Genomic DNA, 22,146 nt, shown 5'->3' on the forward strand with positions numbered 1-22,146 from the left:
CGGGGATGAGCTGTGGATCGGAGTGAAAGGCTAATCAAGCTCGGAGATAGCTGGTTCTCCTCGAAAGCTATTTAGGTAGCGCCTCGTGTATAACTGTTGGGGGTAGAGCACTGTTTCGGCTAGGGGGTCGTCTAGACTTACCAACCCGATGCAAACTCCGAATACCAACAAGTTTGAGCACGGGAGACACACGGCGGGTGATAAGGTCCGTCGTGAAAAGGGAAACAGCCCAGACCGTCAGCTAAGGTCCCCAAATCTATGCTCAGTGGGAAACGATGTGAGAAGGCCCAGACAGCCAGGAGGTTGGCTTAGAAGCAGCCACCCTTTAAAGAAAGCGTAATAGCTCACTGGTCGAGTCGGCTTGCGCGGAAGATTTACCGGGGCTAAGCATAGTACCGAAGCTACGGGTTCATCCTATGGATGAGCGGTAGAGGAGCGTTCTGTACGCCTGCGAAGGTCGATTGAGAAGTCGGCTGGAGGTATCAGAAGTGCGAATGCTGACATGAGTAACGATAATCAGGGTGAAAAACCCTGACGCCGAAAACCCAAGGTTTCCTGCGCAACGCTAATCGACGCAGGGTTAGTCGGTACCTAAGGCGAGGCCGAAAGGCGTAGTCGATGGCAAACAGGTTAATATTCCTGTACCGGTGGTAACTGCGATGGGGTGACGGAGAAGGCTAGGTCAGCTGCCGGTTGGAAGTGGCAGTTTAAGCGAGTAGGCAGGTCTCTTAGGCAAATCCGGGAGACTCTATGCTGAGACGTGACGACGAGTCGCTCTTTTGAGTGACGAAGTGATTGATGCCAGGCTTCCAAGAAAAACCTCTAAGCTTCAGGTTATCAGTGGCCGTACCCCAAACCGACACAGGTGGGTGGGATGAGAATTCTAAGGCGCTTGAGAGAACTCGGGTGAAGGAACTAGGCAAAATGATACCGTAACTTCGGGAGAAGGTATGCCTTTGGTAGGTGAAGGTCCTCGCGACCGGAGCCGAAGGAGGTTGCAATAAACTGGTGGCTGCGACTGTTTAGCAAAAACATAGCACTCTGCAAACACGAAAGTGGACGTATAGGGTGTGACGCCTGCCCGGTGCCGGAAGGTTAATTGATGGGGTTAGCTCACGCGAAGCTCTTGATCGAAGCCCCGGTAAACGGCGGCCGTAACTATAACGGTCCTAAGGTAGCGAAATTCCTTGTCGGGTAAGTTCCGACCTGCACGAATGGCGTAACGATGGCCACACTGTCTCCACCCGAGACTCAGTGAAATTGAAATTGCGGTGAAGATGCCGTATACCCGCGGCTAGACGGAAAGACCCCGTGAACCTTTACTATAGCTTGACACTGGACTTTGAACCTACTTGTGTAGGATAGGTGGGAGGCTGTGAAGCACCAACGCCAGTTGGTGTGGAGCCATCCTTGAAATACCACCCTGGTATGTTTGAAGTTCTAACCTGGGCCCATGATCTGGGCTGGGGACAGTGTCTGGTGGGTAGTTTGACTGGGGCGGTCTCCTCCTAAAGAGTAACGGAGGAGCACGAAGGTACCCTCAGCCTGGTCGGAAATCAGGCAATGAGTGCAATGGCATAAGGGTGCTTGACTGCGAGATAGACACATCGAGCAGGTACGAAAGTAGGTCATAGTGATCCGGTGGTTCTGTATGGAAGGGCCATCGCTCAACGGATAAAAGGTACTCCGGGGATAACAGGCTGATACCGCCCAAGAGTTCATATCGACGGCGGTGTTTGGCACCTCGATGTCGGCTCATCACATCCTGGGGCTGAAGCAGGTCCCAAGGGTATGGCTGTTCGCCATTTAAAGTGGTACGCGAGCTGGGTTCAGAACGTCGTGAGACAGTTCGGTCCCTATCTGCCGTGGGCGTTTGAGATTTGAGGGAAGCTGCTCCTAGTACGAGAGGACCGGAGTGGACGAACCTCTGGTGTTCCGGTTGTCACGCCAGTGGCATGGCCGGGTAGCTATGTTCGGACAGGATAACCGCTGAAAGCATCTAAGCGGGAAGCCCCTCCCAAGATGAGATCTCACTGGGACCATGAGTCCCCTGAAGGGCCCTTGAAGACGACAAGGTTGATAGGTCAGGTGTGGAAGGCCAGTAATGGTTGAAGCTAACTGATACTAATTGCCCGTGAGGCTTGACCATATAACACCCAATCAGTTTGGGTTGACAGACTGACACGCTGATTCAGCGAGAGTTACAGATTTCCAACGCGGCAGGCGGCGATAGCCGGCTTGTCAGACCAGTTTGCTTGGTGACCATAGCGAGCGTGACCCACCCGATCCCATCCCGAACTCGGAAGTGAAACCGCTTAGCGCCGATGATAGTGTGGCGATTTGCCATGCGAAAGTAGGGAATTGCCAAGCGCCTTACCGAAAACCCAGACCTGACGACAGGCCTGGGTTTTTTTTTGCCCGGCAAAAAACCGCCGGCTCGCGCCCCCGTACCGGAACCGGCTTACGCCGCTCGGGTTTTATACGCTTTCAACGCAAATTGCAGGATGCTAATGAGTGAAATTGTTATACTTTCATTTTAAAAAATAGCTGGTTTGGCTTATCCTGATCGCTCGTCACTCAAGTCCGTACCGTTGATTTATGCGCTGTTCAAATAGTAAATACTGGGATTTAGGCTCTCCTGTTGCCGGTATGCTACTTACCCTATCTTTTGCTCCTTTTAATTATGCTTATTTGGCACTTGTAGCATTGAGTTTCTTATTTGCTTCCTGGCAGGATATCACGCCAGGTCGAGCGGCTTTAAGAGGCTATTTATTTGGTTTAGGCTCATACGGCTTAGGAGTGTCTTGGATCTATATCAGTATCCATGACTTTGGTGGGGCGGGGTTGCTGGGCTCAATTATATTAACAAGCTTGTTTGTTAATGTTTGGTCTCTGTTCCCTGCCTTATGTGGGTATCTTTCGGTAAAACTGATGTTGGCGTCCACAGTTGTTCCACGGCTTTTGGCAGCCCCCTTGATTTGGATACTCATAGAATATATTCGCGGTACTTGGGTACTGAATGGATTTCCGTGGCTGCAAATCGCATATTCTCAATTAGGAACGCCTTTATCTGGCTATATACCTGTCATAGGGGCATATGGCACCGGTCTCTTATTGGCGTTCACTGCATCTATTATCGTCATTTTGATGTATTACAAACGACAGTTTGCATTATTATCAACGACTATTTTGGCGTTATGGGGGATAGGTGCCTGGCTGCAGTCTGTAAGATGGACTCAAGCCGTTGGATCTCCCATTAAAGTGTCTTTGATTCAGGGCAATATTTCCCAGGATCAAAAATGGAAGCCGGAAAATAAAATTCGTATCTTGCAAAGATATAAGTCGATGACAGAAGAGCACTGGGATTCGGATGTTATCATTTGGCCTGAAACCGCGGTTCCTGCCTTTCGGGCCGAAGTTAATGAATCATTTTTACTGCCTTTAAGCAAAGAAGCCGAAAAGACTGATACTGATTTGATCGTCAGCGTTCCTGTAAGAGGAAATCTGTCTCATGAAAAATATAATGCGGTGATAACCCTGGGCAAAAATGATGGTATTTACCGGAAAAATCATTTACTGCCGTTTGGCGAATATCTACCGTTACAACCCTTATCCGGTTTTGTATTAAATACGTTAAATATTCAATTAGGCAACTTTTTGCGGGGCGGAACGGATCAGCCTTTATTAAAAGCGGGAGGTTATCTTTTTATAACATCCATTTGTTATGAAGACGCTTTTAGCGAGGTCAATATTCGCGGCTTATCGGATGCCGCTTATCTGGTCAATGTGACGAATGATGCCTGGTTCGGAAACTCACTGGAGCCTCATCAGCATCTGCAAATTGCAAGAATGCGCGCCATGGAAACAGGCCGTTTTTTATTGCGGGCAACAAATACGGGTATAACGGCAATAGTGTCTCCGAATGGAGACATCATCAAACAGGCCCCGCTGTTTGAGGCAGTGGCGATTAGTGAAAATATAACTCCTATGGGTGGGATGACACCTTATGCCGGCGTTGGAGACAAGGTAATTATAAGTGCTATAGGAATCTTGCTTTTAGGACTGATGATATATGACAAGCTGATCTTAAATAAGAAATTTGCAAATTCAAATGTTATGTCTATAGAGGATCGTATCTAACTGTGAAAGCGGGAACGCTATAATGCGACGCTTAAGCCTTTTGCTGGGCTTCAATAAAATGCTCAGGAGTAATGAATCATCTTAACCCCTGAGCAAAAGATTTAATGACCGTGAATTTCTGTGTGTAGTGCTCTGAATTCGTCGGTCAATTTATGATTGGGTGCATAATGGATCAGTGGCCGCGATTCTGTATGCGATTCTCTTACCTTGATTGACGGTGAAATCATGGCTGCCAGTACGGGCAGTCCTTCCGCTACAAGTTCATCAACTAACTGGCGAGGCAAATTCGCCTGTTTTTGAAATTGGTTAACAACGATGCCTTCAATTTCCAGATTCTGGTTATGATCGGCTTTAACTTCTCTTAAGGCCTGCATTAATAAATACAAGGCTTCCCGGGCAAATGTATCGCAATCGAAGGGAATCAGGCACTTATCCGCGGCAATTAAGGCGGATTGGCTGTAGAAGTTGAGAATGGGCGGAGTGTCCATGTAGATGGCGTCGAAACCTTCCAGTTTGTCCAGCGCCTCTTTTAGTTTAAAAATTTTATAGCGCGATTCCAGACGTGCTTGTAAGGGTTCAAGGTCGGGATGGGAAGGGATAACAAACAAATCCGGAAAAGGGGTTTCGTGTATGACATTTTCAAGACCGGAGCCATTATTTCCGAACAGGCCAAGACTCAAGCTGTCCTTAAAAAAGTGAGCAATAGTTTTTTCGCTCTCGCTGACTTTTTTGCCGAGTAGATATTGCGTGGAATTGCCTTGAACATCTAAATCGATGACTAAAGTACGCTTGCCTTCAACGGCACTGATGGCGGCTAAATTGCAGGTAATCGTAGATTTGCCGACACCGCCCTTCTGATTGAAAATGACCCTGCGCATGTTGCTATTTCCCATGGAATCAAATAGATAAAACTCGTATTATAAGGCCTAGGCCAACAATATCAAAGGCGGACAAAAGTTTTACCGTGACAAGCCGGGCATTCGGGAATTTCACTGGTCGATTTAAAGGCAATTTGCTTATCGCATTGATCGCAAACAAACGTGCCAGGCCCTGTGATGTCGCCCGTGTGATAAGTGTTGAGTTCTGCCAGTCGTTCAATTTTTGCAAGTTCAAGGCGGGTTTTATCGGCTAGGCTCAAAAATGCATCCAGTGCGAAGTTTTCAATCAATTCAATATCGAATTTAAACCATTCCGAGAGCGAATCACTATCTTTTTTTTCAGTTAATCCATGCGCTGCATGTTCAATATCACGTTTGACATAACCAGATACCTGATCGATTTCATCTTGGGTCAAGTCAGTGGTTTTTCTGGTTTTTTCCTTCGAAATTTCCAGTGCATCCGCTAAAGAATGAATAGTCTCATCCATGGTTTCATGCAGATGCCTCATGAGCTCGTTATAGGCGGTGATAAATTTATTCTTATTCATGGTCAACTCCTGAAAAATGACACTTTAGATTTAAGCGGCTGTGCGGTATTCTAACGCTTTTGATTGGTAAAAGACGAGAAGGATGCAAGAAAATTATAAGCCGTTGGTTATTGAGCAAGAAGTACAAAAGGTCTGGCAGGATTCGGGGGTATTTAATGTGTCGGAATCCTCGACTCAGGAAAAGTATTATTGCTTATCCATGTTTCCCTATCCCAGCGGTAAACTCCACATGGGGCATGTTCGTAACTATACCATTGGCGATGTGATCAGTCGTTACCAGCGCATGCTAGGCAAAAATGTCATGCAGCCAATGGGCTGGGACGCTTTTGGGCTGCCCGCGGAAAACGCGGCCATGAAGCACGGTGTTCATCCGGCCGATTGGACGTATGAGAATATCGACTATATGCGGGATCAGCTTAAGCGATTGGGATTTGGCTATGATTGGCAGCGGGAAATAGCGACCTGCGATCCAGATTATTACCGCTGGGAACAGTGGTTCTTCATCAAGTTGCTGGAAAAAGGACTGGTCTATAAAAAAACCGCACCGGTCAACTGGTGTCCGCATGATATGACCGTGCTGGCTAATGAGCAGGTTATTGATGGTTGCTGTTGGCGCTGCGACACGCCCGTGGAAAGAAAAGAGATTGCGCAATGGTTCCTGAAGATCACGGACTATGCCGATGAATTACTGCAATCTCTGGAGACACTGGATGGCTGGCCGGATCAGGTCAAGACCATGCAGGCCAACTGGATCGGCCGTTCCGAAGGTGTGGAAATGGATTTTCAAGTGGCGGACATGGAGCAGCCTTTAAGAATTTATACGACCCGGCCTGATACCCTGATGGGGGTCACTTATCTGGCTGTCGCCGCCGAGCATCCGTTAGCGTATAAAGCCGCAGAAAACCAACCGGAACTCATGGCATTCATTAACGAGTGCAAAGTGATGGAAACGTCGGAAGCGGCCATGGAGACGATGGAGAAGCGCGGGGTGGATTCAGGTATCAAAGCCATCCATCCGATTACCGGCGAGCACGTACCTGTCTGGATTGCCAACTTCGTATTAATGGGATACGGCACAGGTGCTGTTATGTCGGTGCCTGCGCATGATCAGCGCGATTTTGAGTTCGCTCAAAAATATGGCATTGCGATCAAGCAGGTGATTTTTGCCAGAGATGGCGAGCAGGCCGATTGTTCCGAGCAGGCCTACATCGCTAAAGGTATCTTGCGCAATTCAGGCGAGTTCGACGGTTTAACATCAGAGCAGGCTTTTACAGCCATTGCGGAAACACTGGAAAAAGCCGGCAAAGGCCAGCGCAAAACCAATTTCCGTCTGCGCGATTGGGGTGTTTCGCGTCAGCGTTACTGGGGCGCGCCGATCCCGGTTATTTATTGCGATGACTGCGGCACGGTGCCGGTTCCCGAAAAGGACCTGCCGGTGGAATTGCCGCGCGATGTGGTGCTGGACGGGTCACAGTCGCCATTGGTGGCGCATCCGACTTTCTCCCATGTGGATTGCCCGGTTTGCGGAAAAGCCGCACGCCGTGAAACCGATACCTTCGATACATTCATGGAATCCTCATGGTATTTTGCCCGCTTCGCAAGCAGCGATAGCGCCAGTAGCATGCTCGATGAAAGGGCCAAATACTGGTTGCCGGTCGATCAATATATCGGCGGTATTGAGCATGCGATCTTGCATTTGCTGTATGCGCGTTTTTATACCAAGCTGTTGCGTGATGAAGGTTTGCTGGTTTGCGATGAACCCTTTAAAAAGCTGTTGACGCAAGGCATGGTGCTGAAGGACGGCAGCAAAATGTCCAAATCCAAGGGCAACACGGTCGATCCTCAGGCCTTGATCGATCAATACGGCGCCGATACCGTGCGCTTGTTCATTATGTTTGCCGCGCCGCCCGAGCAATCCCTGGAGTGGTCCGATAGCGGTGTCGAGGGCTCATTCAGGTTTCTTAAACGGCTCTGGAAACAGGCTTATCTGCATATTAACGCCAGCGGTTCGACCCGGAAAGTTGACAAACAGGCATTAACCGAAGATCAGCAGGCCATGCGTCGTCAGTTGCATCAAACCATCCAGAAAGTAACGGATGATCTTGGCAGACGCTATACCTTTAATACGGCCATCGCGGCTAATATGGAGCTGGTTAACGCGCTGTCCAGATTCAATGATCAGACCGAGAATGGCAAGGCGATTCGACAGGAAACCCTGGAAGCGATTGTATTGATGTTGTCGCCCATGGTGCCGCATATTTGTCATCAGTTATGGCTGGATTTAGGCCATCAGCAGGCCGTTGTCAGCGAGCCCTGGCCGGAAGTGGATGCAACGGCCCTGGAATTGGATTCACTGGAACTGGTGGTTCAGGTAAACGGTAAATTGCGCAGCAAAATTTCCGTTTCTACAACCGCTTCCAAGGATGAAGTGGAAGCTATGGCGCTGAATGATGAAAACGTTAAGCGGTTTATTGAAGACAAGCCGGTCAAAAAGGTCATCATTGTGCCAAAGAAGCTGGTGAATATCGTAGTTTAAGAGAATGGGTGTAATGACAAAAAAATCGCTTATCTTCATGATGGCTTTGTTATTGGGCGCCTGCGGTTATCATCTGCGTGGTGCGCTTGATTTGCCCGAAGGCATGAAGAACGTTTATGTGGACGGTGGTTCGCCGCCGTTGCGAGAGCAATTCAAGCGCGCGTTGAAATCCTCGGCCGGTAAGTTTGCCAATTCGCCGGAAGGAGCCGGCATGATCATTAAAATATTTGGAGAAGATCTAAATCGACGGGCATTGTCTCTGGGTTCCAGGGGTATCGCGAACGAATTCGAACTGTATTATCGATTGGAATATGAACTGCTCGGTTCCGGCAATTCCGTGTTGATGCCGAGGCAGCCGGTTGAAATCAGGCGCGATTACTTCAATGATCAACAGGACGTCATGGCTAAGGATACCGAAGAAGACGTGATCCGTAATGAAATGTATCAACAGGCGGTGCGCACGATAGTGGACCGTGCCCGGGTTGTATTAGAGGCGGACGCAAAATAACATGCGTTTAAAGCCCGAGCAATTAGGCGCCGAGTTGCAAAAGCGCCTGGCGCCTGTCTATTTTATCAGCGGCGACGAATCATTACAGCTTGGCGAGTTGGCCGATGCCGTCAGAAAGGCGGCACGGCAGGCGGGTTTTCTGACGCGCGAGGTTTTCTCCGCTGAGACGGGGTTTGAGTGGAATGATTTGACCGTAGCCGCCGATTCATATTCTATTTTTTCCGATAAAAAAATCCTTGATTTAAGGTTGCCTTCCGGCTCGCCCGGGACAGAGGGATCAAAGGTGTTGACGGCTTATTGTGAGCGATTGCCTGCCGATACGGTTTTGCTCGTTACGGCCGGTAAGCTGGCTGGTGCGGCGTTGAAAACGCGCTGGTTTCAGGCGCTTGATAAAGCCGGGGTTGTTATTCAGGTTTGGCCCCTTGACGGCCCCGATTTAATCCGGTGGCTGCAGCAAAGAATGCAGCGGCGCGGGCTTAATGCGGATCCGGAAGGTCTGAAGATTCTGGCTTCCAGGATTGAAGGCAATTTGCTCGCTGCCGCCCAGGAAGTAGAAAAACTCTATGTGCTTTATGGTTCCGGGCATCTGACTGAACAGCAGATCCTTGATGTCGTGGCGGACAGTTCCCGATACGATGTGTTCAAGCTGATCGATTGCGTACTGGGCGCCAGTATAAAACGTATTTTCAAAGTGCTGCCCGGCCTGCAGGCGGAAGGCGTTGCGGCCCCAGTAGTACTATGGGCGCTCACGCGTGAAGCCAGAACATTGATCAAGATAAAAAGAGAGCTAGCTCAAGGACAAAACAGGGAGTTGGTATTCAAAAAAAATCAGATCTGGGATAAACGTAAATCGCTGGTCGATCATGCGCTGCGCAGACTCAGCGAACAGGATTTGAATGCCGTCCTGCTGTTAAGCGCCAAGGCGGACCGGCAGATCAAAGGACAGCAGCAAGGCGATGCCTGGGAAACGTTACGGATTATTTGCCTGAAGTTTGCCTCAGTCACGGTTATGGCAGATACAGTCTGAACCGGGCGCCGCCCAAACGGCTATCATTGTCGATTTTGATCAAGCCGCGGTTATCGCCGTTTGCATGCATTTTGGCGATGGTTGCGACGAAAATCAGGCCCAGGCCCGTGCTGCCGGTAGCCAGGTCAATCTGCGTGGTTTGCTTTGCATCGGACGAAATAAAACTTTCCGGGTAGCCGGGACCATCGTCTTCGATACAAAAAACCATATAATCGTTATCCCGGCTGGCTGTCAGCAGTATCTGCCGGCGGCAGTAGCGTTGCGCATTATTGACGAGTGTACTGAGGGCATTGACGATCAGCGTCATGTCGCAATAGCAGAACAGGTCTTCGGAACAATCACTGGTCAGTTCAATATTGCTTAACGACAGCAAACTCGATTGCTGGGCGATAACTTCGTTAAAGACGTCGGTGACGGCATGTTCATCGATCGACAGATTAAACGAGAATGAATCAATTTTATAAAGAATCAGTAACTGCATGAGACTGTTGTTCATGCGGTTGGCCTCAAACTCCAGCTGTTCGAACTCCCGGGCGGGAGGCTCCGGACAGGTCCCTTTCAATTGGGCAATCAGGGCTCTGACCGTTGCCAGCGAATTTTTCATGTCATGGATGGACGACGCCAGCAGGGCTGGAAAATTGACTGTCAGTAAGTGAGCGTCCGGCATTACGATTGATGAGAAGTTGATTGCGGGCGGGTGATTTTAGCAAGCGCCATCTGAAGTTCGGTTATTTTATCGTGGGCGATACCTGATTGTCTGGTCTTTTTAATCGCGGCTTCCGTCCTCAGGATTTTTTCCCTGGTGCTGCCGTTGGCTTTGATGTCATAAATCATCACTTTAGCCATATTCAGCAGCATGGTTTTGTTATCGGGCATTTTCGCTAAAGCCTGTTCAAAAAGCGCGAGCGCATCATTAAGTTTGCCCTCCTTGAACAGTCTGACGCCTTGATTATGAATCTCGATCACTTCCTGCCGCGTGCGCTGAATCAGTTTTTTCGCATAATCGCTGTTGTTAAAAGTCGCGCACATCTTTTTGATATCACTCATAAATTCAGGGTCGTCAACATAGGACTTGACCAGTTCGTCAAGAATACGGTCCGATGCCTGATGATCTTCGTTCAAACGACAGACCGTTGCTATTTCCAGGCGCAATTCTTTTGCGATCCGGTTGCCGAATTGCCGGTTTAATTCCAGCATTTTTTCATAGGCTTGCCGGGTTAGCGCCGCATCGCCCATTTTTTGGTAGGCTTCCGTTGCCAGGGCCGCGGCGCGCAGTTCGGCTTCGGGATCATCCGTGAATTGCTGGTGCAATTCTTCCACAACCCGTAAAGCTTCGGCCGTCGCGTTGGTCTTTAAATAAACCTTTGCCAGCCCCGAATAGTCGCTTGAGGATTTATGGATGGAGTGCCGGCCGAGCTTAATGGCGGCTTTATAGGCTTTTTCCGCAATCGCGGTGTTTTCGGTTTTGTCCGCCAACAGGGCCAGTTTTTTCTGCCTTAAGATGGCCTGAGGAGATAAATCAACGGCCGAATGCGTCGTGTCCAGCGCCTCCAGATTCTCGCCGGCAGCTTCCTGCGCTTTTGCCAGCCAGTCATAGGTTTCCAGCATCATCGGATTTTGATTAAGAACCTGCTGAAAGACATCGATAGCCTGCTCGTGGTTTTTTTCAAGAAAAGCGATAATTCCGAGCCCCTGCCTTGCCCATGGCAGATCCCGTTGCTCGAGGACGTCCAGATAAATTTGTCGGGCGGTGGCATAGTCTCCGGTATCGATAGCCAATTCGGCGCGCATTTTCAGTAAAGGCATGCGCATATTTTTATGATCCTGGCCGAGCCGCTGTTCGCAGTAATGGATCGCCGAGGACAAGTCGCCCTGGTCCGCAGCCCGGGCAATGTCTTCAAAAAAATGCTTGCGCGCGCAACTTCTCTCCAGGCGATTCAATAATTGCTGTGAGTTAAAGGGCTTGATCAGATACTCGTCAGGCCGGCTGTCCATGGCGCCCAGCACCATACTCTGATTCTGTTCGGCAGTGACCATGATAAAGACGGCGCCGACCGGCAGCAACTTATTGAACCTGGCCTCTTCCAAAACCTGTTGGCCGTTTTTGCCCGGACCCAGGTTGTAGTCGCACAGAACAATATCGAACTGATCCTGGGTCAAGGCGGCAACAGCGCCGATGCCGTTGTTCGTCTCGACAATATGTTGCGCATGCAGCATGTAAAGCATCTCCATAATGGCTTTACGCATGGTCGGATTGTCTTCGACGAGCAGGATTTTTTTGAGTTCGAGGTTCAGTGTCATAAGTAATCAATTCTAACCAGACATTTATCCGTGTCCAGTTCGGTCTTGAAAAAAATAAATGCGCCCCAATATCATCTGCCATCCAAAATTTTTCATTATCAGGAATAATAAAGATGACTGTTGAAGCAAAAAAAGAAACGCTAGGGTTTGAAACCGAAGTTAAGCACCTTTTACATTTGATGATTCATTCCTTGTACAGTAACAAGGAAATCTTCTTGCGCGAACTGATTTCAAATGCCTCCGATGCAGCAGACAAATTGCGATTTCTAGCGCTGTCCAATGACAGCCTCTATGAAGGCGACAGCGAGTTGAAGATCCGGATCGAAGTCGACAAGGATAAAGGTACCATTACGATCATCGATAATGGTATCGGCATGACTCGTGCGGAAGTGCAGGAACATATCGGCACGATCGCGAAATCCGGCACCAAGCAGTTTTTCGAAGCCTTGACGGGCGATCAGGCCAAAGACAGCGAACTGATCGGCCAGTTCGGCGTCGGTTTCTATTCCGCTTTTATTGTCGCGGACAAAGTGACGCTGACGACGCGCAAGGCCGGCGCGCCGGCAAGTGAAGGCGTGCGTTGGGAATCGACCGGCGAAGGCGATTACACGCTCGAATCGATAGAAAAATCCCAGCGCGGTACCGAAATCGTCCTGCATTTGAAAGAAGTCGAAAGCGAATTCCTGGACGGCTACCGCATCCGCTCCATCGTCAGAAAATTCTCTGATCACATCTCCCTGCCTATCGTCATGGACAAAGAGCCCATGCCGTCCATGACCGAGGAGGACGAGGAAGAAAAACCGGCCGTACCCGAGGAAGAGACCATCAACAGCGCATCGGCGTTATGGACGAAAGCCCGCCAGGAAATTTCCGAAAATGACTACAATGAATTCTACAAGCATGTCGGCCACGATTATCAGGACCCGATGGCGTATGTGCACAGCAAAGTGGAAGGTTCCAACGAATATACCCTGTTGCTTTATGTGCCCTCGCACGCCCCGTTCGATCTATGGGACCGGGAAGCCAAGCATGGCGTGAAATTGTATATCCGCAAGGTATTCATCACCGATGACGCCGAACAGTTGATGCCGCGTTATCTGCGCTTTATCCGCGGCATCATCGACGCCAATTCGCTGCCCCTGAACGTGTCGCGTGAGATCCTGCAGCAAAGCAAGCAGATCAGTACCATTAAATCGGGCTCCGTGAAAAAAGTGCTCGGCATGCTGGAAGGCATGGCCAAAAACGAGCCGGAAAAATACGAGAAGTTCTGGTCCGAGTTCGGCACCGTCATGAAAGAAGGGCCTATCGAGGATCATGGCAATAAGGACCGCATCGCTAAACTGTTGCGCTTCGCCTCGACGCATAACGATACCGATAAACAGGATGTGACACTGGAAGATTACGTGAGCCGCATGAAGGAAGGCCAGGAAAAAATCTATTACGTCACGGCGGACAGCTACGCGGCTGCCAAAAACAGCCCGCATCTGGAAATTTTCCGCAAGAAAGGCATCGAAGTGCTGCTGCTTTCGGACCGTATCGATGAATGGCTTGTTTCGCATTTGGGCGAATTTGATGGCAAGCACATGCAGTCCGTTGCCAAGGGCGATCTGGATTTAGGCAAGCTCGAGGACGAAGCCGACAAGAAAGAGCAGGAAGAAGTCAATAAGGACTTCGAATCGGTGCTGAAGCAGATCAAGGACGTCCTGGCCGACAAGGTCAGCGAAGTGCGCTTAAGCCACCGCCTGACCGAATCGCCGGCCTGCCTGGTTTCGGATGTTTACGGCATGAGCCTGAACATGGAACGCATCATGAAGGAAGCGGGCCAAGCCATGAACTTCGGCCAGAAGCCCATCTTCGAACTCAACCCGACGCACCCATTGGTGGCGCGCCTGAAGGACGAGCAGGATGATGAACGATTTGCGGACCTGACTCACATTCTGTTCGACCAAGCCATCTTAAGCGAAGGCGGGCAGCTCGACGATCCGGCCGCTTTTGTTCATAAGTTGAACGGTTTATTGCAGGGACTGTTGCACTAAGGATCAAAAAGGCTGGATAATCTCCAGCCTTTTTTATGTATTAAAGTTGTTTCATGGAATTTAAGTTACTCAATACCGACGGCCACGCCCGTCGCGGTCGGATCAAATTTGCCCGGGGCATTGTCGAAACCCCGATTTTTATGCCGGTCGGCACTTATGGTGCCGTCAAGTCGTTAACGCCGGAAGATCTGACCGGTATCGGCGCGCAAATCATTCTGGGTAATACGTTCCATCTAATGCTGCGCCCGGGCACCGAGGTCATGAAGATACATGGCGACCTGCATGATTTCATGCGCTGGGAAAAACCTATTCTCACCGATTCCGGCGGTTTCCAGGTATTCAGTCTCGGCGCATTAAGAAAAATAACCGAACAGGGCGTCACTTTTAAATCGCCCATCAACGGCAGTTCTATTTTCATGGGACCAGAAGAATCGATGCAGGTACAGCGTGATCTCGGGTCCGATATCGTCATGATTTTTGATGAATGCACGCCGTATCCGGCGACCGTCCATGAGGCGGCAGATTCCATGCGCCTGTCCTTGCGCTGGGCGGCACGCAGCAAAAAAGCGCATGGCGACAATGAATCCGCCCTGTTTGGCATCGTGCAAGGCGGCATGCATGAGCATTTACGCCAGGAATCGATAGACGGACTGGTCGATATCGGCTTTGACGGCTACGCCATCGGCGGCTTGTCAGTCGGCGAGCCGAAAGAGGAAATGATGAACACGCTCGATGTCGTGCATCCTAAAATGCCGGTCGACAAGCCGCGTTATCTGATGGGGGTCGGCACGCCGGAGGACTTGGTTGAAGCGGTCAGGCGCGGTATCGATATGTTCGACTGCGTGATGCCGACACGCAATGCCCGGAATGGTCATCTTTTTACCACTAACGGCGTGATAAAAATCAGGAATAGCCAGTATCAATTGGATACCAATCCCCTGGATGAAACCTGCGGCTGTTATACTTGCCGCAATTATTCCCGAGCCTATCTGAGGCATCTGGACAAGTGTGGAGAAATGCTGGGCTCCAGGCTCAACACCATTCATAACCTGCATTATTACCTGAGTTTGATGCAGGGTTTGCGCGATGCGATTGAAAGGCAAGAGCTGGATGTTTTTGTCAAGCAATTTTACCAACAACGAGGAAAAGCCGTTCCGACTGTGTCATAATAACGGACTTTTTTATTTACTATAATAACAACCGAGGATAACAATGAGTTTCTTTATTTCTGATGCGTTAGCGGAAGCCGCGGCTCCCGCCGCTCAACAACCCGGTATTGAAGGCATGCTGTTCCCCCTGGGCATACTGGTATTTTTCTATTTTCTGTTTCTGCGTCCGCAAGCCAAGAAAGCCAAAGAACAAAAGCAAATGCTGGCATCGCTTAACAAAGGGGTCGAAGTCGTAACGACAGGCGGAATTCTCGGCAAAATCGTTGATCTGGACGAGAACTTCGTCAAGCTCGAAATCAGCGACAATATTTTTATACAAGTCCAGCGCCATGCCATTGGCAGCCTGATGCCTAAAGGAACCTATAAAACAATCCTTAGAAAAAACAAGGTTTAACTATCGCATCCTGTATTTAGCGCATAGCTTGTCGGCAAAGTCGATACGACCGACGTCGTTCAATTGATGGAATAACACATGCAAAACCGTTTCCCCCTTTGGAAAAATCTATTGATCCTGATCATTTTCATGTTCGGGATTGTTTACGCGTTACCGAATTTGTATGGTGACGATCCTTCCGTTCAGGTCTCATCCACACGAGACACCCAAGTCGCGCAGCAACAGGCGGACCAGGTCGAGTCAGCCATCAAGGCAGCCGGATTTGATATTAAATCGATTGAGTTTAAGGACGGCCGTGTTTTAGTCCGGTTTAATAATACCGATGACCAGCTCCAGGCAGCGGATCTGCTCAGAGACAAACTCGGAAGCGATTATACGGTGGCGCTGAATCTGGCGCCCGCGACGCCAGACTGGCTGCAAGCATTAGGTGCCGACGCCATGTACCTGGGCCTGGATTTGCGCGGCGGTGTGCATTTTCTGCTCGAAGTGGACATGGATGCGGCCGTCAAACAGGCTGAGGAACGTTACACTGAAGATGTCCGTCTGGCGCTGAGAGGCGCAAAAATTCATTATCAGTCGGTTTCCAAGGATAAGGGATATATCAAGGTCAAGCTGAAATCAACCGATGAAAAAGAGGCCCTGCTGACATTGCTGAATAAGGATTTCCGCTCACTGGATCTGACCGAGCCGAATGCCCAGGATGAGGTGTGGCTGAAAATTGCCGAGATCGAAATACGCGAAATTAAAAAATTCGCCGTGGCGCAGAATATGACCACATTGCGCAACCGGGTCAATGAACTCGGTGTCGCGGAACCCGTGATTCAACAGCAAGGCGAAAATCGCATCGTCGTGCAATTGCCCGGCGTGCAGGATACGGCGCGCGCCAAGGAAATCCTGGGTACCACGGCGACACTGGAATACCGGCTCGTTGATGTCGAGCATGACGTGCAAAAGGCTGTGAAAGGCATGGTGCCGGTCGGCAGCCGTTTATATTATGACAAGAACGGCAATCCCATACTGTTGGACCGGCGTATCATCGTGACCGGCGACCAGATTGTCGACGCTTCGTCGGGCCTCGACCAGGATGGTCAGCCGTCGGTATCGATTACCCTGAACGGCGTCGGCGCCGCGAAGATGGGCAAGGTCACGCAAGCCAATATCGGCCGGCCTATGGCGGTGGTCTTCATTGAATACAAGTCCGAGACCAGAATGGTTAACGGCCAGAAAGTTGTCCGTAAAGAGAAAACCGAGCAGGTGATCAGCGTTGCCACGATCCGCGATGCTTTCAGCAAGCGCTTTCAGACGACCGGACTGGATAGCCCTCAGGAAGCACGTAATCTCGCGCTTCTGCTAAGAGCCGGAGCTCTGGCGGCGCCGGTCGATATCGTGGAGGAACGCACGGTCGGGCCAAGTCTTGGGCAGGACAACATCGATAAAGGCATGATGTCGGTTATGGTGGGCTTTGTCCTGGTGCTGGTATTTATGGCGCTCTATTACAGGCTTTTCGGCATGGTGGCTAATATCGCGCTGGCGTTTAACGTGGTTATTTTAGTGGCTATCTTGTCGATGCTGCAGGCGACGCTGACGTTGCCCGGCATCGCCGGTATAGTCTTGACGGTCGGTATGTCGGTCGATGCCAACGTTCTGATTTTTGAGCGGATTCGTGAAGAAATCAGAAACGGTAATACGCCGCAATCCAGTATTTTTCTGGGCTATGAAAAAGCGTTCTCGACTATTTTCGATTCCAATCTGACGACTTTATTGACCGCCGTGATGCTGTTCGTCTTTGGCACCGGCTCTGTGAAAGGCTTCGCCGTGACCTTGTCGATTGGTATTCTGACGTCCATGTTTACCGCAACCGTCGGCTCGAGGATGATTATTAACTGGATTTACGGCAACCGCAGGGTTGAGAAACTGTCTATTTAGGCTCTGTAGAGAAGATTAAACACATGTTAAAACAAAATATAGATTTTTTAGGCAGACGCAAAATAGCGTTGATAGTGTCCTGTATCTTGCTGGTCGTTTCGATCGCTTCACTGGCCGTGCGCGGCCTGCAGTTGGGCATTGATTTCACCGGCGGTACGCTCGTGGAAGTAGGCTATCCGCAATCGGCCGATCTGGCAGCGGTGCGCGGCGCCTTGAATGAAGCCGGCTTCGGCGATGCTACCGTTCAGCATTACGGCACGACCAAGGATGTCCTGATCCGGCTGAAACCTCAGGAGGGTATCAGTAATGAGGAATTAAGCGTCAAAGTGCTGGAGGCCGTCAATAAGAATACGGCAGAGCCCGCGCAATTGCGTCGCGTCGAATTTGTAGGCCCCCAGGTCGGCGATGAGCTGGCTCAAGACGGCGGTCTGGCGCTGTTATTTTCGATGATCGGCATTTTGATTTATGTGGCCTGGCGTTTTGAATACAAGTTTGCTCTGGGTTCGGTGGCCGCGTTGGTGCATGACGTGATTATCACTCTGGGATTTTTTTCCGTCTTGGGACTGGAATTTGATTCGACCGTATTGGCGGCGATCCTTGCGCTGATCGGTTACTCGCTGAACGATACCATTGTCGTGTTTGACCGTATCCGGGAGAACTTCAGAAAATTCAGAAAAGGCACCCCGGAAGAAATCATGAATGCCTCATTGAATGAAACGCTGAGCCGGACCATATTAACTTCTTTTACCGTGGTTCTGGTGTTGCTTGCCCTGGTATTCCTCGGCGGCGCGATTATTCACAATTTTTCGATTGCACTTTTATTCGGCGTGTTTGTCGGAACCTATTCCTCGGTTTTTGTCGCCAGCGCGCTGGCTTTAACCTGGGGCGTCAATGCCGAGGACTTGATGATACCCGTAAAGGAAGGCGCGGACATCGACCATTTACCTTAACGGAATAACATTTGCCGGCAATATGTTCAGGTATCTTCGAAATAGCCGGTTTGTTCGGATATAATGAGCACTTATTAATTTTTATTAACACTCTGGAGTTTTAAAACACATGGCGATAGAACGCACTTTTTCCATCATTAAACCTGACGCGGTAGCAAAAAATGTCATCGGCGAAATATACAGTCGTTTTGAAAAGAACGGTTTACAAATCGTTGCCGCCAAAATGGTGCATTTGACTCAAGAACAGGCCGAAGGCTTCTACGCGGAACACAAAGAGCGCGGCTTCTTCAATGATCTGGTATCGTTCATGATTTCAGGCCCGGTCATGATGCAGGTATTGGAAGGCGAAAACGCGGTACTGAAAAATCGCGAACTGATGGGCGCCACCAACCCCAAAGAAGCCGCAGCCGGCACTATACGCGCCGACTTCGCCAACAGCATCGATGAAAATGCCGTGCATGGCTCCGATGCACTGGAAACAGCCAAAAGAGAAATCGCTTTCTTTTTCTCGGACAATGAACTCTGTGCACGCACCCGCTAAGCCGAAACGCACCAATCTGCTGGACTTCGACAGAAAAGGCCTCTCGGCTTTTTTTGTCGAGATAGGCGAGAAACCTTTCCGCGCAACGCAGTTGCTTAAATGGATTTATCAGGAAGACGTCCAGGACTTCAACCTGATGACCAACTTAAGCAAATCGTTGCGCGCCTATTTAAATGAGCACTGCTGCATTGAAACGCCTGAAATCGTCGTGGAACAAATCGCCACGGACGGTACTTGTAAATGGGCGTTGCAGACCAGTTGCGGTAATCGCGTGGAAACGGTTTTTATTCCGGAGGAAGGGCGCGGTACGCTTTGCGTGTCCTCGCAAGTCGGCTGCGCTTTGGCCTGCTCGTTTTGCTCCACGGCCCAGCAGGGGTTTAACCGTAACCTGACGACCGCCGAAATTATCGGCCAGCTGTTAGTCGCCCAGAAACGCCTGGATCCCGATAATCGCATTACCAATGTCGTCATGATGGGCATGGGCGAACCGTTGCTGAACTTCGACAACGTCATCGCGGCCGTGAACCTGATGATGGATGATTTTGCTTACGGCCTGTCCAAGCGCCGCGTCACGATCAGCACCTCAGGGGTCGTGCCGGCCATGTACCGGCTCACCGAAGTATGTGATGTCAGTCTGGCGGTGTCACTGCATGCCGTGACCGATGAGCTAAGGGACGAGCTGGTTCCGATCAATAAAAAATACCCGCTCAAGGAACTGATGGCGGCCTGTAGGGAAAATGTCAAGATTGCGCCCCGCCGCAAAATCACCTTTGAATACGTGATGCTGGACGGCATTAATGACTCGTTGCAGGATGCGCGTGGATTGATTAAATTATTGAAAAGCGTCCCGTCAAAACTGAATCTGATACCATTCAATCCTTTTCCGAATTCACCTTACCGGTGTTCCAGCAACGAGACGATCAACCGTTTCAGAATGCTCCTGAACGAGGCCGGAATCGTCACCACGGTCAGGCGTACGCGCGGTGAGGATATCGATGCCGCGTGCGGTCAGCTTGTCGGAAAAGTCGAGGATAAAAGCCGCAGGCACCTGAAAATCAAACCAGCGAGTTCCGAACGTGCAGCCTGAATCAAGCAAAGCCATCAAAATTGTTAGCGTCATCCTGCTGGCGTCGGCATTAAGCGCCTGCGCCGGAACGGGAAAAAGCGCTAAGGACCGTGAATCCGCCGAGGTCTATTTACAACTGGGCGTACGCTATATGGGGCTGAACAAGCTCGAGCTGGCGAAAGAAAACCTGCTGATGGCGCTGAAGAAAGACTCGCACAATGCCAAAGTCCATAATGCGCTGGCTTTTCTGTACGAAAAGATCAATCTGTATGATGATGCTCGGGATCACTATGAGACGGCACTGGATCTGGCGCCCGATGATTCGGGCGGGCAAAATAACTATGGCCGTTTTCTTTGCGAACGAGGCCAGTTTGAGGAAGGCGTCGCTTTATTATCCCGTGCCGCCGCCATGCCGTTAAATGAGCGTCCGTGGATGGCGTTGACCAATCTCGGGCGCTGCAAGGTCAGCATGGGGCAGCCGCAAGAAGCCGTTGTTTATTTCCGCAAGGCATTGGAAGCGCATGCGGCCTATGCTCCGGCTTTGCTGGAAATGCAAAAAATCAGCTATAAAAACGGTGAGTTCTGGGCCGCGAAAGGCTATTTTCAGCGCTATACCAATATCGCCCCTCCCACATCCGAAACCTTATGGTATGCGATGCAGACAGAGCGCGCGCTAGGCAACCGGGAGCCGGCCGAAGACTACCGGCAGCAATTATTTGAAAAATTCCCCTTCTCAGACGAAGCAAAAAAGACTAAGCCCGCTCAACGGTAACGGGCTGTATCATACACATGGCAAATAACATTCAAGCAATTCGCGGGATGCATGATGTGCTTCCCGAACAGGCGCCGCTCTGGCAATACGCGGAACAAATCATCAGAGACGTACTCGGCGCTTATGGTTATAGTGAAATCCGACTGCCTATCGTGGAAAAAACGGAACTTTTCAAGCGTTCTATCGGTGAAGTGACCGATATCGTCGAAAAGGAAATGTATACGTTTGAAGACAGGAACGGCGATTCGCTGACCTTGCGGCCGGAAGGGACGGCCGGCTGCCTCAGGGCCTGTCTGGAGCATGGCATGCTGCATAATCAGGTGCACCGGTTATGGTATTACGGACCTATGTACCGCCACGAGCGCCCGCAGAAAGGCCGTTATCGCCAGTTTTTCCAGCTGGGCGTGGAAACCTATGGCATGGCCGGCCCCGATATCGATGCCGAACTGATTCTGATCATCGACCGGTTATGGAAAAAACTCGGTATCCGCGATAAGGTCCGGTTGCAGCTCAATTCGCTCGGCACGATTGCCGAGCGGGCGCTTTACCGGGAAAGTCTGGTTACCTATTTCCAGGGGCATCTGGACCAGTTGGATGAGGACAGCCTGCGCCGCCTGAGCACCAATCCGCTGCGCATTCTCGACACCAAGAACCCGGCCATGAAAGAAGTCGTCGCCAATGCGCCGGAATTGATGGACTACCTGGGCGATGACAGCCGCGATCACTTTAATACTTTTACCGCCATGCTTGATGATCTCGGCATCGCGTACGAACTTAACTCCAGACTGGTGCGTGGCCTCGATTATTACGGCAAGACTGTTTTCGAATGGGTGACCGATGAACTGGGCGCGCAAGGCACGGTTTGCGCGGGCGGCCGTTATGACGGCCTGATCGAGCAACTGGGCGGCAAGTCCAATTACGCGGTAGGCTTTGCCATGGGTATGGAGCGCTTATTGGCGTTGATGGAAACGCTGGAGAATGTGCCGGTGGCAAAGTCCGTCAATGTCTATATGATCCGCGTCGGTGAAACCGCCGACAGGGCGGGGCTGCGATTTGCCGAAGCGCTCCGGGATGAAGTTCCGGCGTTGAAACTGCAGATGCATTGCGGCGGCGGCAGTTTCAAAAGCCAGTTCAAGAAAGCCGATAAAACAGGCGCCGACTATGCCATCATCCTGGGTGACGATGAAGTCAGCCGCGGCGAAGTCGGCATCAAATCCTTACGGCATGAGCAGGAGCAGCAGACCCTATCCCAGCCGCAGGCCATTGCGTTTTTTAAAGAGCATCTGTAATCCCGGCAGACTCGGACAGTATCTGGCGGGCAATAACTTACCGTTTCATTAATATCAAACAAGAG

17 protein-coding genes and 2 rRNA genes (1 of these 19 only partly in view) are annotated in these 22,146 nt (G+C 50.5%); 15 read left to right on the forward strand and 4 right to left on the reverse strand.

From position 1 onward, the window contains the following. The 3 genes from METMA_RS0113225 to lnt all read left to right on the forward strand — a co-directional run. A 23S ribosomal RNA gene (locus METMA_RS0113225) occupies positions 1 to 2,149 on the forward strand; it begins 745 nt to the left of the window's first position. Positions 2,150 to 2,254: 105 nt separating this feature from the next. Next, positions 2,255 to 2,370: ribosomal RNA gene (gene rrf / locus METMA_RS0113230) — 5S ribosomal RNA — on the forward strand. A 228-nt stretch (positions 2,371 to 2,598) separates the two neighbouring features. Continuing rightward, positions 2,599 to 4,140, forward strand: coding sequence for an apolipoprotein N-acyltransferase (lnt, locus tag METMA_RS24600; protein ID WP_051114352.1), 1,542 nt, complete (start codon positions 2,599 to 2,601; stop codon positions 4,138 to 4,140). 101 nt (positions 4,141 to 4,241) lie between these two features. Here lnt and METMA_RS0113240 read toward each other — a convergent pair whose 3' ends face one another. Both METMA_RS0113240 and METMA_RS0113245 read right to left on the reverse strand, forming a co-directional pair. Beyond that, positions 4,242 to 5,018 carry a ParA family protein gene (locus METMA_RS0113240; protein ID WP_027147310.1) on the reverse strand — a complete coding sequence of 259 codons (777 nt, stop codon included), beginning with the start codon at positions 5,016 to 5,018 and terminating at the stop codon, positions 4,242 to 4,244. Between the two features lie 62 nt (positions 5,019 to 5,080). Then, positions 5,081 to 5,566, reverse strand: coding sequence for a zinc ribbon-containing protein (locus tag METMA_RS0113245; protein ID WP_020159570.1), 486 nt, complete (start codon positions 5,564 to 5,566; stop codon positions 5,081 to 5,083). 82 nt (positions 5,567 to 5,648) lie between these two features. Between METMA_RS0113245 and leuS the strand changes: the two genes are divergently transcribed. The 3 genes from leuS to holA are packed head-to-tail and all read left to right on the forward strand — an operon-like array spanning position 5,649 to position 9,637. Further along, complete coding sequence (gene leuS, locus METMA_RS0113250; protein WP_020159571.1) at positions 5,649 to 8,102, forward strand: leucine--tRNA ligase; 2,454 nt, start codon at positions 5,649 to 5,651, stop codon at positions 8,100 to 8,102. Between the two features lie 13 nt (positions 8,103 to 8,115). Further along, positions 8,116 to 8,610, forward strand: coding sequence for an LPS-assembly lipoprotein LptE (locus METMA_RS0113255; RefSeq protein ID WP_020159572.1), 495 nt, complete (start codon positions 8,116 to 8,118; stop codon positions 8,608 to 8,610). A gap of 1 nt (position 8,611) precedes the next feature. After that, complete coding sequence (gene holA / locus METMA_RS0113260) at positions 8,612 to 9,637, forward strand: DNA polymerase III subunit delta (RefSeq protein ID WP_020159573.1); 1,026 nt, start codon at positions 8,612 to 8,614, stop codon at positions 9,635 to 9,637. On the opposite strand, the gene METMA_RS0113265 is transcribed toward holA, so the two are convergent. Both METMA_RS0113265 and METMA_RS0113270 read right to left on the reverse strand, forming a co-directional pair. Continuing rightward, positions 9,618 to 10,304, reverse strand: coding sequence for a sensor histidine kinase (locus METMA_RS0113265; protein ID WP_020159574.1), 687 nt, complete (start codon positions 10,302 to 10,304; stop codon positions 9,618 to 9,620). The genes holA and METMA_RS0113265 overlap by 20 nt on opposite strands. Then, the gene (locus tag METMA_RS0113270; protein ID WP_020159575.1) at positions 10,304 to 11,938 is read right to left on the reverse strand and encodes a tetratricopeptide repeat-containing response regulator; all 1,635 of its coding nucleotides are present in this window, start codon (positions 11,936 to 11,938) and stop codon (positions 10,304 to 10,306) included. The genes METMA_RS0113265 and METMA_RS0113270 overlap by 1 nt, the downstream gene beginning before the upstream one ends. A 113-nt stretch (positions 11,939 to 12,051) precedes the next feature. Here METMA_RS0113270 and htpG point away from each other — a divergent pair, with 113 nt between their 5' ends. The 9 genes from htpG to hisS all read left to right on the forward strand — a co-directional run bounded on the left by htpG (position 12,052) and on the right by hisS (position 22,081). Continuing rightward, positions 12,052 to 13,974: a molecular chaperone HtpG gene (htpG, locus tag METMA_RS0113275; protein ID WP_020159576.1), complete on the forward strand. Its 1,923-nt coding sequence runs from the start codon at positions 12,052 to 12,054 to the stop codon at positions 13,972 to 13,974. Positions 13,975 to 14,027: 53 nt separating this feature from the next. Beyond that, complete coding sequence (gene tgt / locus METMA_RS0113280; RefSeq protein ID WP_020159577.1) at positions 14,028 to 15,143, forward strand: tRNA guanosine(34) transglycosylase Tgt; 1,116 nt, start codon at positions 14,028 to 14,030, stop codon at positions 15,141 to 15,143. A 43-nt stretch (positions 15,144 to 15,186) separates the two neighbouring features. Beyond that, complete coding sequence (yajC, locus tag METMA_RS0113285) at positions 15,187 to 15,537, forward strand: preprotein translocase subunit YajC (protein WP_020159578.1); 351 nt, start codon at positions 15,187 to 15,189, stop codon at positions 15,535 to 15,537. A 78-nt stretch (positions 15,538 to 15,615) separates the two neighbouring features. Beyond that, on the forward strand, positions 15,616 to 17,463 hold the full coding sequence (gene secD / locus METMA_RS0113290) for a protein translocase subunit SecD (RefSeq protein WP_020159579.1): 1,848 nt from the start codon (positions 15,616 to 15,618) through the stop codon (positions 17,461 to 17,463). A 23-nt stretch (positions 17,464 to 17,486) separates the two neighbouring features. Continuing rightward, positions 17,487 to 18,413, forward strand: a complete 927-nt coding sequence (secF, locus tag METMA_RS0113295; RefSeq protein ID WP_020159580.1) for a protein translocase subunit SecF — start codon at positions 17,487 to 17,489, stop codon at positions 18,411 to 18,413. 109 nt (positions 18,414 to 18,522) lie between these two features. Beyond that, entirely contained in the window at positions 18,523 to 18,954 is a 432-nt protein-coding gene (gene ndk, locus METMA_RS0113300; RefSeq protein ID WP_020159581.1) for a nucleoside-diphosphate kinase, read from the forward strand. After that, positions 18,929 to 20,041 carry a bifunctional tRNA (adenosine(37)-C2)-methyltransferase TrmG/ribosomal RNA large subunit methyltransferase RlmN gene (locus METMA_RS0113305; protein ID WP_020159582.1) on the forward strand — a complete coding sequence of 371 codons (1,113 nt, stop codon included), beginning with the start codon at positions 18,929 to 18,931 and terminating at the stop codon, positions 20,039 to 20,041. Before ndk ends, METMA_RS0113305 begins: the two co-directional genes overlap by 26 nt. Further along, a complete protein-coding gene (pilW, locus tag METMA_RS0113310; protein ID WP_020159583.1) occupies positions 20,031 to 20,792 on the forward strand; it encodes a type IV pilus biogenesis/stability protein PilW in 762 nt (253 codons plus the stop codon). Before METMA_RS0113305 ends, pilW begins: the two co-directional genes overlap by 11 nt. A gap of 17 nt (positions 20,793 to 20,809) precedes the next feature. Then, positions 20,810 to 22,081 (forward strand): histidine--tRNA ligase, encoded by a 1,272-nt coding sequence (hisS, locus tag METMA_RS0113315; protein ID WP_020159584.1) that lies wholly within the window; start codon positions 20,810 to 20,812, stop codon positions 22,079 to 22,081. The last annotated feature ends 65 nt before the right edge of the window (positions 22,082 to 22,146 follow it).

Source organism: Methylobacter marinus A45, from assembly GCF_000383855.1.
GTDB classification, from domain to species: Bacteria; Pseudomonadota; Gammaproteobacteria; order Methylococcales; family Methylomonadaceae; genus Methylobacter; species Methylobacter marinus.